This is a genomic window from Thalassolituus hydrocarboniclasticus, assembly GCF_025345565.1.
Classification (GTDB): Bacteria; Pseudomonadota; Gammaproteobacteria; order Pseudomonadales; family Oceanobacteraceae; genus Venatoribacter; species Venatoribacter hydrocarboniclasticus.
On sequence record NZ_CP054475.1, the window covers coordinates 3,886,849 to 3,898,619 of the forward strand.

Sequence of the window (11,771 nt, forward strand, 5' to 3'; positions counted from 1 at the left end):
CAGCAGACTCAGCCGGTTATTCAGACGCCGGCTTCTGCTTCGGCACGCTGTGCCGCCGGAGAGCGGGCGATATAAGCCAGAGCCTGAGCGGTATCACCTTCGGTGATCGGGTGGAAGCGTGGTGATAACCAGCGCAGCGTGGCCTTTACCAGAAAGCTGAAGCTCGGTACGTGGTCGGTGTTGCGGCCACAGCGCTCCATTTTCCGGGTCATTTTCAGCCAGCCCCAGCGGCCGATTTTCCGCACTTCTGCATCTTTATCCTGTGCGGCGAGAAAGCGCGTACCGGTAAAGACAAAATACACGAACAGCGGAAATACAAAGGCCATCAGCAACTGGCGGCTGAGGTAAAAACCGATACGGGTTTTGCACAGATGGCGGTGCAGGTCGTAGGCCACCGTGCGGTGTTCAACCTCTTCGGCCAGATGCCATTTAAACAGGTCGGCCATCACCGGGTCGGCTTTATTCCAGCTGGTGTTATCCATCGCCCACTGGCCAAGAATTCCGGTGAAGTGTTCTACCGCACCGATAATGCCCACGCGGGTTATCAGCCAGGAGCGCTCGAACATCTTCAGCTGCAGAAATTTCTGTCCCAGCGGCTCATCACCCAGCAGGGTTTTAAACAGAAAGCGCACCCGCTCAAGAAAAGGTTCGCAGTCTATCTCGTGCCGGTTCAGATACTTTTGTGCGGCGCTGTGGACGCGCGAATGCACCGCTTCCTGACGAATAAAACCTTCAACATCGGCACGCAGTTCGGCGTCATTTACCAGTGGCAGCGCCTTGTTATAAACGCGGCAGAACCACAGCTCACCTTCCGGCAGCAGCAGGTGGATGGCGTTGGTCATATACGAGGCCAGCGCGTCACCGGGAATCCAGTGCAGCGGCGTCTGTTCCAGATCAAAGCGCACTTTGCGCGCTTTCAGTTCGTGGCGCCCGGTTTGTTGTGTGGTTGCGGTGTTCATTGCCGGCTCCTTAAGTGTCACGCCTGACCTTCAGGCAGGCTCTGCTGAGCAGTCGCAGCCAGCGGTGTTGCTGAAGGCGGAGATACACGCACGGCGCGCAATGCGCTGTCTTCCTGATTGCTGTCGATGGTGTGGGCAAAATCAGCGATCCATTGCGCCACCTGTGGCGCATGGGTAAGCAGCACCCAGTGTGTGGCGTCGATATCGCGGCGGTACAAATGCTCAACCCAGTCGGTTAATTCGCTGAACAACTGCGTGCCAACATAGTTGTCACCGGTCGGTACAATCAGCTGCACCGGGCAATGTGCCACACGCTGTTCGGGGCGGAACATTTTGTTCATAAAATTCGCGCGGTACAGGCGCACACCAATGGCACCGTCATCACGCTGGGTTGGGTTGGCTTCCGGCTCTTTAACCCCTTCACGCAGGCGCAGGTAAGTCGGCCATGCTTTGGCGAGACCGGCGCGCCACATCAATGGCGCCAGCAGCGGTAACTGGAAAAACACGATGTACCAGCTGCTGAACAACTGACGCACGGCTTTGCTGAGGTTGCTGAATGACGTGGAGAACAGGTGCTTACGCATCCAGAAACCCATATGGTCAAGACAAGGCCCCGACACACTGGAAAATGAAGCAATCCGCCCTTTTAAAGCGTCGGTGGTTACCGATTCCCAGCTCTGAATGGAACCCCAGTCGTGCGCCGCCAGATGAAACCTGCGGCCGGGAATCAGCGTATCCACCACCGCCTGAAGATCCTGTGCCAGCAATGGCATACGGTAATCGGCGGTTGTTGCCGGTTTATCTGACTGACCGGCGCCGCGCACATCGTAGGCAATCACATAAAACTGCTGCGCCAGACGCTCGGCCACGCCATCCCAGACGCTGTGGTTATCGGGGTAACCATGCACCAGCACCAGCGCCGGATTGGCGGAGTCGCCACGGGTCAGGGCGTGCAGGCGCACAGGGCCCGACTGAATAATGTGAGTGCTGGCTGTCATGGCAACTCCTGCAATTGTTATTTTATCGGGCGGGCCCGCTCAGAAGGTCGGCGCAAAGTAACAAATAACCCGCTGCAGGATGCAGGTTCGGCCGCGCCAACTTTGTGCATAAAAGTTTCATAATCATCCGGCATACTGCGCTCCTGATTAACGGACGGCAGCTAAGGGCGGCAAGACAAACAAATCAGGCTGACAAACCCCGTGGCAACTCAGTGTTTATGAGCCGCAGCTCAATAAAGTTGCGCTATATCAGCGCCGATTCAGCTACAATCGTCATACTTTTCACTTCCCTTCCCGATCAGGAGATTCCCCATGGCTTTCAGCGATGCTCAACGCTTTTTTCCGGAAACCCGTCTGCGCCGTAACCGTCGTGACAACTTTTCCCGCCGCCTGATGCGTGAAACTCAGCTGACTGTCGACAGCCTGATCTACCCGATGTTTGTGCTGGAAGGTCATCAGGAGCGCGAAGCGATTAGCTCCATGCCAGGCATCAGCCGCCTGTCCATCGACCTGATGGTGGCCGAAGTTAAGCACCTGTATAAGCTGGGTATTCCGGCGGTTGCCCTGTTTCCGGTGACGCCGGCCAGTGCCAAATCCGAATTTGCTGAAGAAGCCTTTAACCCTAACGGTCTGGCTCAGCGTGCGGTGCGCGCGATTAAAGATGCGGTACCGGAAATGGGTGTGATTACCGACGTTGCTCTCGACCCGTTCACCACCCATGGCCAGGACGGCATCATTGATCACGACGGTTATGTGCTGAATGACCGTACGGTTGAAACCCTGGTACAGCAGGCACTGTCTCACGCCGAAGCTGGTGCCGATATCGTTGCCCCGTCCGACATGATGGACGGCCGCATCGGTGATATCCGTCAGGCGCTGGAAGAAGAAAGCTTTGTAAATACCCGCATCATGGCGTACTCAGCCAAATACGCCTCAGCCTATTACGGTCCGTTCCGTGATGCCGTCGGTTCAGCCGCTAACCTTGGCAAAGCCGATAAAAAAACCTACCAGATGGACCCGGCCAACAGCAACGAAGCCCTGCACGAAGTGGCGATGGATCTGGCCGAAGGCGCCGACATGGTGATGATTAAACCGGGTATGCCGTATCTGGATATTGTGCGCCGGGTAAAAGATGAATTTCAGGCACCTACCTTTGTGTATCAGGTGAGTGGTGAATACGCCATGCACAAAGCTGCCGTACAGAATGGCTGGCTGGATGATAACGCCGTTATGGCCGAGTCACTGCTGTGTATCAAGCGTGCCGGTGCCGATGGCATCCTCACCTATTTTGCCAAGCAATATGCAGAGTGGATTAATAAATAAGGACTGAACATGAGTGACGCAGCAGGAAAAGCCATCGATTTAAGCAGCAGCGAATATTACATAAACCGCGAATTAAGCCATTTGCAGTTTAATATCCGTGTACTCGAACAGGCGCTGGATGAAAACCATCCACTGCTCGACCGGCTGTTTTTTCTGTGTATTTTCAGCAAAAACCTCGATGAATTTTACGAGGTCCGCGTCGCCAACCTGACCCAGCAGTTGACCTTCGCGCGCGAGCAGACCGGTGCTGATGGTATGCATCCGCAGCAGGTATTAAGCAGCATTCATGCACTGTGCAGCGCTACCGTTGAACGCCAGTACGCGATTCTGAACGATACGCTGCTGCCGGCACTGGAACAGGAAAATATTCATTTCCTGCGCCGTGCTGACTGGAGCGAAGATCAGCGCAGCTGGGTGCGGGCTTATTTTGAAGAAAGTATTCAGCCATTAATCAGTCCGATTGGTCTCGATCCGTCACACCCTTTCCCGCGACTGGTTAATAAAAGCCTGAACTTTATTGTTGCCCTCGAAGGTAAGGACGCTTTTGGCCGTGAAACCGGTCTGGCCATTATTCCTGCGCCGCGTTCTTTGCCACGAATTATCCGCGTGCCGGATAATCTGACCAAAGGCGGTGATAATTTTATTTTCCTGTCGTCGATGATTCACGAATACGCCGACGAATTATTCCCCGGCATGACGGTAAAAGGTTGCTATCAGTTCCGCGTAACCCGTAACGCTGACCTTGAGATCGACCATGACGATACCGCCGACCTGGCAACGGCTCTGGAAGATGAACTGCACTCGCGTAATTTTGGCGAAGAAATGCGTCTGGAAGTAGCAGATAACTGCCCGGAAGAGCTGGCGCATTTCCTGCTCAAGCAATTTAATCTCGATAACACCGACCTGTACCGTGTTAACGGCCCGGTAAACCTTGGTCGCCTGATTGAGGTCATCGGCCAGATTTCACGCCCCGATCTGCAATACACAACCTTTACTCCGGGCCTGCCGAAAAATATTAATTTCAAGAAAAGTATTTTCGAAAGCATCCGCGATAAAGACACGCTGTTGCTGCACCCGTTTGAATCCTTCACGCCGGTGGTCGATATGCTGCGTGAAGCGGCCAAAGATCCGAACGTGCGCGCAATTAAGCAGACGCTGTACCGGACCGGCGCCAAATCTGAAATCGTCAACGCACTGGTCGATGCCGCACGCAGTGGTAAAGAAGTGACCGTGGTCATTGAGCTGCGTGCGCGCTTCGACGAAGAAGAAAATCTCTACCTTGCCAACCGCTTACAGGAAGCCGGCGCGGTCGTGGTGTACGGTGTAGTGGGATATAAAACCCACGCCAAGATGATGCTGATTGTGCGTAAAGAAGGCGATAAGTTTAAACGCTATGTGCATTTGGGTACCGGTAACTATCACGCCGGTAATGCCCGTGCTTATACCGACTACAGCTTTCTTACCGGCGATGATTCCATCGGCGAAGATGTGCATAAAGTTTTCCAGCAACTGACTGGTATGGGCGAAGCACTGCGTATTAAAAAATTATTCCATGCGCCTTTTACCCTGCACAAAAAACTGATTGAACTGATCGACCGCGAACGCTCTCATGCTGAAGCCGGAAAGCCAGCGTTAATCCGCATGAAGGCCAACGGCCTGACCGAACCGAAATTAATCCGCGCACTGTATAAAGCCTCGCAGGCCGGTGTGAAAGTAGAGCTGATTATCCGTGGTATGTGCTGTTTGCGTCCGGGCGTGGAAGGGGTATCGGAAAATATCCGTGTGCGTTCCATTATCGGCCGCTTTCTTGAACATTCGCGCGTGTATTATTTTCTGAATAATGGCAAAGATGAAATCTACGCCGCCAGCGCCGACCTGATGGAGCGTAATTTATTACGCCGGGTCGAAACCGCTTTCCCGGTTGAAACCAGCAAACTGAAAGAACGGATGAAAAGCGAGCTGGAAGTGTACATGCTCGATAACTGTCAGGCCTGGGATTTACAGCCCGACGGCAGCTATATCAGAGCACAACCGGCAAAAGGCGAAGAGATGGTTAAAGCGCAGGGCATTCTGCTGGAGACACTGGCAGCGAGTTCATCCTGAATCCCGCTACCTGCGCCCTGCTCTGCCCCCTCAGATTCAGCCTCAGAGAATTTCGAGGCTGAAGCCCGCACTCTTCTGCTGACTGACTTCCGCCGCCAGATCGCGGGCGGTCAGCGGATGCTCTGCCAGCCAGCCTTCCGGCAGTATTAACTGCAGACGCTCGCCATCACTGCGCAACAGCGGACAGGGAACCGGATGCGCGCCACGGCTGTGATTGAGCACCACCGCCAGACGCAATAAGCGCGTAATCTGAATCATCGCCGTGCGGCTGGCCGGAGCAATTTCGGAGAAACACTCAGGCAGGAATTTACGCCGGTGGCTGCGCACCATGGCCGCCAGTTTAGCCTGCCCCTGACGGGTGAATCCTAATAAATCCGCATGCTGCACTAAGTAAGCACCGTGTTTATGGAAGCCGCTGTGGGCAATGCTCAGACCGATTTCATGTAACTGTGACGCCCAGTCGAGCCAGTAGCCCCAGCCGTTATCCAGCTGCCACTCTTTATGCACCTGAGCAAACAGCGCACGCGCCATTTCTTTCACCCGCTGCGCCTGCGCGGTATCGACATAAAAGCGCTCGGCCATGGCCTGCACCGTACGTTCGCGGACATTCTCATGGGCAGAACGGCCGACCAGATCCCACAATGCACCTTCGCGCAGCGCACCATCGGAATAAATCATGCGTTCCAGGCCGAAGGTATCGAACACCGCCTGCAGAATCGCCAGTCCGCCGATAAATACCTGACGCCGCTCCGGCTTCACCCCCGGCAGACTGACATCATCGGTAGTGGCGTATTGCAGCATCTGTTTGCGCAGTTTTTTCAGCCCGGCAGGGGTGATGCCTTCCGCTTCCCAGCCGTTTTCCACCAGTGCCTGTTCCGCCGCACGAATCGTACCGGAGGAACCCACCGCGCTGTGCCAGCCCAGCTGTTTGTAATGGGTTTCGATATTCAGCAGTTCCTGACGCGCCGCATCAACGGCGTCATCAAAACGCGCTTCGGTTATCACGCCATCCGGGAAAAACTGTTTCGTATAGGAAACGCAGCCCATGTGCAGGCTTTCCAGCGCCCTGGGTTCAAAGCGTTCGCCGATAATAAATTCGGTGCTGCCGCCGCCGATATCCACCACCAGACGGCGACCGGCATCGTCAGCCAGCGTGTGCGCCACACCGAGATAAATAAGACGCGCTTCTTCCCGCCCGGCAATGACTTCAATCGGGTAACCCAGAATCTCTTCCGCGCGCTCAATAAACTGCTGGCGGTTACGTGCAGCACGCAAAGCATTGGTGGCCAGCACACTGACACGCTTAGGTTCCATACCCTGCATAAACTGCGCAAACTCGCGCAGGCACTCAAGTCCGCGCTGTTGCGCTTCTTCCGACAGAATGCTGCGCTCGTCCAGACCGGCAGCCAGCTGAACCTTCTGACCACGACGTTCAAGGGTACGTATTTCGCCCTGAAACTCCTGCGCAATCACCATATGAAAACTGTTGGAACCCAGGTCCACCGCTGCGATCAGATCGTTTATCGCGCCAGTGCTATCTGTCATAACTACTTTCCTGAATACTGGAAACCCTGCACCACGGAGATAGCGGATACGGGTTTCTGCCCGGCCGCAAGCGGGCTTTAAAAGCGTGCCTGCCGACCCCATTTAGAGAATAAGACTGAATATGCAGCCAGCAACATCCTACGTCCAGCAGAGAATCGGTAATTGATTCCAGACAAAGCCGGCGTACAATGCGGGACTGCGAAACTTAAATTCCACAGGGGAAACACATGAGCGACAACATCCTGACCGTAACCGACGACTCCTTCGATGCCGATGTACTGGGCTCTGACGTACCTGTACTGGTTGATTTCTGGGCTGAATGGTGTGGTCCGTGCAAGATGATTGCACCGGTGCTGGAAGAGATTGCCGAAGAATATGCAGGCAAACTGAAAATCGCCAAACTGAACATCGACCAGAACGAAGCCACTGCGCCTAAGTTCGGTATCCGCTCTATCCCTACCCTGATCCTGTTCAAAAATGGTCAGGCTGAAGCCACCAAAATCGGTGCGATGAGCAAATCTGAACTGGCTGCTTTCATCGAGCAGGCTCTCTGATAAGCCATTGCCTACCTTGGTAGCAGCTTGTTTATAAAAAGGCGCCACAGGCGCCTTTTTCTGTAGACACCCAAAAACAATGTGTCTATAGTCTGTTGATGTTCGGGGTTCCCCCACGCATTCCTCTCTTGATGAATCATCAAAAATCCTTCAATAACTGCAATAAACACCAGCCCTTTATGAATCTTTCTGATCTGAAACTGAAGTCCGTTCCTCAGCTCCTGGAAATAGCCAAGGAGATGAATCTTGAGAACGTCAGCCGCACCCGCAAACAGGACATTATCTTTGCCATCCTGAAACACCACGCGAAAAGCGGTGAAGACATCTACGGTGATGGCGTACTGGAAATTCTTCAGGATGGTTTTGGCTTCCTGCGCAGTGCCAACAGCTCCTACCTTGCAGGCCCCGACGATATCTATGTGTCACCGAGTCAGATCCGTCGTTTTAACCTGCGTAAAGGTGATGAGGTTGCCGGTAAAATCCGCCCACCTAAAGAAGGCGAACGCTACTTCGCGTTACTGAAGGTTAACCAGATTAACGGCGATAAGCCGGAAAACACCAAATCCAAAGTCCTGTTCGAAAACCTTACCCCACTGTTCCCACAAGAGCGTTTTGTCCTCGAACAGGGTAACGGCTCTACCGAAGATTTATCCTCCCGTGTACTCGACCTGGTGGCGCCAATCGGTAAAGGCCAGCGTGGTCTGATCGTGGCACCGCCAAAAGCCGGTAAAACCATGCTGCTGCAGACCATTGCACAGTCAATTACCCGCAATAATCCTGAGTGCGACCTGATCGTTCTGCTGATCGACGAACGTCCGGAAGAAGTAACCGAGATGAAACGTTCGGTACGCGGTGAAGTGGTTGCCTCGACGTTCGATGAGCCACCGGCACGTCACGTTCAGGTTGCCGAAATGGTAATCGAAAAAGCCAAGCGTCTGGTTGAACACAAACGCGACGTGGTGATTCTGCTCGACTCCATTACCCGTCTGGCCCGTGCTTACAACACCGTTGTGCCAAGCTCAGGCAAGGTACTGACCGGTGGTGTGGATGCCAACGCGCTGGAAAAACCAAAGCGCTTCTTTGGTGCTGCCCGTAATGTTGAAGAAGGCGGCTCGCTGACCATTATCGCCACCACGCTGGTTGATACCGGTTCGAAGATGGACGAAGTGATCTACGAAGAATTTAAAGGTACCGGTAACCAGGAACTGCACCTCGACCGTAAAGTGGCCGAGAAGCGTATCTACCCGGCCATCAACATCCGTCGTTCCGGCACCCGCCGTGAAGATATGATGTTTGATGAAATGTCGCTGCAGCGTCTGTGGATTCTGCGTCGCCTGCTGACCGAGATGGAAGATGTTCAGGCCATCGAGTTCCTGCTCGATAAGCTGCGCCAGACCAAAACCAATGACGACTTCTTCGACTCCATGCGCGGTGGCTCAGGCAAATAAGCCTGACCACGTTAGCAGAAAGCCTCCCTTGCGGAGGCTTTTTTGTGTCTGCAGGAAACGCAAACATACAAACAGCACGCATAAAAAAACCGCCCGCAGGCGGTTTTATAAGAGAGGCGGTTTAAGCAGAAAACCGCATCGGCATCAGGCTGGCAGTAATGCCCCGCCCATGGCTTCTTTCAGTTTCTTCATCGCGTTCTTTTCCAGCTGACGGATACGCTCAGCAGATACCTGATAAACCGCCGCCAGATCGTGCAGAGTGGCTTTTTCTTCACTCAGCCAGCGCTGCTGCAGAATCGCACGGCTGCGCTCATCCAGCTGATCCAGCGCCATATGCAGACGGTCGTTGGAATCCTGCTCGAAGTTATCCGACTCAACCATCAGCGCCGGGTCGGCACTGTGATCTTCCAGATAATGAGCCGGAGCCTGATAGGCGGTTTCGTCATCGTCATCGACACCGGCATCAAACGCCGCGTCGTAAGCATTCAGACGGCCTTCCATCTCAAATACGGTTTTGGTTTCCACACCGAGATCTTCGGCAATGGATTTGGCTTCTGCCTGGCTCAGCCAGCCCAGACGCTTCTTCTGGCTGCGCAGGTTAAAGAACAGCTTACGCTGGGCCTTGGTGGTGGCCACTTTAACGATGCGCCAGTTGCGCAGAATAAATTCGTGAATTTCGGCCTTGATCCAGTGCACAGCGAAGGACACCAGACGCACACCCACTTCCGGGTTAAAACGCTTAACTGCCTTCATCAGGCCAACGTTACCTTCCTGAATCAGGTCAGCCTGATTCAAACCATAGCCGGAGTAGCTGCGGGCGATATGGACAACAAAACGCATGTGCGCCATAACCAGACGGCGTGCGGCTTCGAGATCGGCGTGATAATGAAGTTGTTCCGCCAGATGCTTCTCTTCTTCCGGGGTGAGCACAGGAATCGCATTAACCGTGGCAATGTACGACTCCAGGTTTGCACCAGGGGACAAAGCGTTAACGGCTTGCATACCTTTGTTCATTGAACCTTCCTCTTTATGCCTCTGTGAGGTGCGTTTTGCAGCCTCTGCGAAGTATGTTGGCGATGAGTTTAGCACTTGCAAACTCGGACAGCCAATACGCCATTAAGTTCCTTTACGGAACAATACATTCGGTTTTTACAGGATCAGGGTTCTATATGATCCAAATGCCGGCTGACCGACCACCAGGCGCCTAGCCAGCCCAGCAACATTGCCGCCAGCAGCAGTATCATCGCCGCTCCGGCCGACAGTGGTTTCAGTTCAAAGCCAGAACCATAAAGCTCGGCCAGATCCGCCACCGGGCCGTTCAGCAACGCCCAGCACAGAATCAGCAACAACCAGGCCAGCAGGCCTCCCACCATGCCATACCATAACCCGGTATACAGGAACGGGCGGCGCACGTAAGCATTGGTACCACCGACCAGCTTCACCACACGGATTTCGTCCACCCGTGCGGCAATCGCCAGGCGGATGGTATTACCCACCACCAGCAGAATCGCCAGCGCCAGCAACACACCCAGCACGCCGATTAAACGCTCGGCCAGTGCCAGCATCGCCTGCAGACGTTCCACCCAGGCCATATCCAGCTGCACACTATCGACCAGCTGGTAGGATTTAAGTTGCTCAATCAGGCGTAACAACGCGGCCTGTTCAATGCCCAGCGGCGGCTCGACCAGAATCACCGCTGGCAGCGGGTTATCCGGCAGAAAATCCAGTGCCGCCTGCAGGCCACTGTTATCGCGGAAATCATCCAGTGCGGTATCGGCATCGATAAATTCGGTATTGGCCACGCTGTCGAGGGCGGCAATACGGTCACTCAGCTGCTGGCCCTGCTGCTCGGTCGCCTTTGGTGTCAGATACAGCGTAATCCGCCCCGATGCCTGAAAGCGGCCGCTGAGCTGCTCCATATTATCCAGCGCCATCCACAGCGCGCCCGGTAAGGTCAGGGCAATGGCAATCACCATCCAGGTCAGCAGGCTGCCCAGCGGTTTGCTCAGCAGGCGCATCAGGGTTTCCACCGCCACCAGCTGATGGTTAGCCGCCCAGGCATTCAGCCGTTTGCGTACGCCAATTTCCTGTAACGACGCTCCGGCCTGAGTTTTAACCGTATGCTTCGGCTCAGCCATAAATACCTCCGGCACCGGCGATCTGACCTTCGTGCAGATGACCATGATCGAGGATCAGGCGGCGGTGCCCCATGCGTTCAATCAGGGCAATATCGTGGCTGGCAATCAGCACGGTAACACCCACCTGCTGGAAGCGCAGAAACAGATTCATAATCTCGGCCGACAATTCAGGGTCGAGGTTACCGGTTGGCTCATCCGCCAACAGCAGTGCCGGCTTGTTCACCACCGCACGGGCAATACCAACGCGCTGTTGCTCACCACCGGACAATTCAATCGGGTTACGTTTTTCCATGCCCAGCAGGCCAACCGAGTCGAGGGCCGCACGCACACGGCGTCCGGCTTCGGCCGGGGTATAACCGGCAATCTGCAGAGGGAGGGCGACGTTATCAAAGACGCTGCGGTCAAACAGCAGTTGGTGATTCTGGAACACCACACCGACTTTGCGGCGCAGGTAAGGGATCTGCCCGGCGCGCAGGCGCCCGAGGTTCTGACCATCGACAAACACCTGACCACGGGAAGGACGCTCCATCAGCATCATCAGCTTCAGCAACGTACTTTTGCCGGCACCGCTGTGCCCGGTAAGAAAGGCAAATTCGCCACGGGCCAGCTCAAAGCTGATGCCACTGAGGGCTTCTTTGCCTCCGGGGTAACGTTTACCGACCCGGTCAAACTGCACCATGGTCATATCCGGCTCCTGTTTTTA

General features: G+C 54.7%; 10 protein-coding genes. 4 read left to right on the forward strand and 6 right to left on the reverse strand.

Going from position 1 to position 11,771, the window contains the following annotated elements:
• Window positions 1–20: 20 nt before the first annotated feature.
• Both HUF19_RS17450 and HUF19_RS17455 read right to left on the reverse strand, forming a co-directional pair.
• Window positions 21–959: a metal-dependent hydrolase gene (locus HUF19_RS17450; RefSeq protein WP_260997785.1), complete on the reverse strand. Its 939-nt coding sequence runs from the start codon at window positions 957–959 to the stop codon at window positions 21–23.
• A gap of 17 nt (window positions 960–976) precedes the next feature.
• Window positions 977–1,957 carry an alpha/beta fold hydrolase gene (locus tag HUF19_RS17455; protein ID WP_260997786.1) on the reverse strand — a complete coding sequence of 327 codons (981 nt, stop codon included), beginning with the start codon at window positions 1,955–1,957 and terminating at the stop codon, window positions 977–979.
• Between the two features lie 312 nt (window positions 1,958–2,269).
• Between HUF19_RS17455 and hemB the strand changes: the two genes are divergently transcribed.
• Together hemB and ppk1 are read left to right on the forward strand one after the other, a co-directional pair.
• On the forward strand, window positions 2,270–3,280 hold the full coding sequence (hemB, locus tag HUF19_RS17460; protein WP_260997787.1) for a porphobilinogen synthase: 1,011 nt from the start codon (window positions 2,270–2,272) through the stop codon (window positions 3,278–3,280).
• Window positions 3,281–3,289: 9 nt separating this feature from the next.
• Window positions 3,290–5,383 carry a polyphosphate kinase 1 gene (gene ppk1 / locus HUF19_RS17465; protein WP_260997788.1) on the forward strand — a complete coding sequence of 698 codons (2,094 nt, stop codon included), beginning with the start codon at window positions 3,290–3,292 and terminating at the stop codon, window positions 5,381–5,383.
• 42 nt (window positions 5,384–5,425) lie between these two features.
• Here ppk1 and ppx read toward each other — a convergent pair whose 3' ends face one another.
• Window positions 5,426–6,928 (reverse strand): exopolyphosphatase, encoded by a 1,503-nt coding sequence (ppx, locus tag HUF19_RS17470; protein WP_260997789.1) that lies wholly within the window; start codon window positions 6,926–6,928, stop codon window positions 5,426–5,428.
• A 227-nt stretch (window positions 6,929–7,155) separates the two neighbouring features.
• Between ppx and trxA the strand changes: the two genes are divergently transcribed.
• Complete coding sequence (trxA, locus tag HUF19_RS17475) at window positions 7,156–7,482, forward strand: thioredoxin TrxA (protein ID WP_260975932.1); 327 nt, start codon at window positions 7,156–7,158, stop codon at window positions 7,480–7,482.
• A 179-nt stretch (window positions 7,483–7,661) separates the two neighbouring features.
• Window positions 7,662–8,930, forward strand: coding sequence for a transcription termination factor Rho (gene rho, locus HUF19_RS17480; protein ID WP_145467616.1), 1,269 nt, complete (start codon window positions 7,662–7,664; stop codon window positions 8,928–8,930).
• Between the two features lie 144 nt (window positions 8,931–9,074).
• Here rho and rpoH read toward each other — a convergent pair whose 3' ends face one another.
• The 3 genes from rpoH to ftsE form a co-directional block, all read right to left on the reverse strand.
• Window positions 9,075–9,944 (reverse strand): RNA polymerase sigma factor RpoH, encoded by an 870-nt coding sequence (gene rpoH, locus HUF19_RS17485; RefSeq protein WP_145467614.1) that lies wholly within the window; start codon window positions 9,942–9,944, stop codon window positions 9,075–9,077.
• A gap of 143 nt (window positions 9,945–10,087) precedes the next feature.
• On the reverse strand, window positions 10,088–11,068 hold the full coding sequence (ftsX, locus tag HUF19_RS17490; RefSeq protein ID WP_260997790.1) for a permease-like cell division protein FtsX: 981 nt from the start codon (window positions 11,066–11,068) through the stop codon (window positions 10,088–10,090).
• The gene (ftsE, locus tag HUF19_RS17495) at window positions 11,061–11,747 is read right to left on the reverse strand and encodes a cell division ATP-binding protein FtsE (RefSeq protein ID WP_145468118.1); all 687 of its coding nucleotides are present in this window, start codon (window positions 11,745–11,747) and stop codon (window positions 11,061–11,063) included. Before ftsE ends, ftsX begins: the two co-directional genes overlap by 8 nt.
• Window positions 11,748–11,771 lie beyond the last annotated feature (24 nt).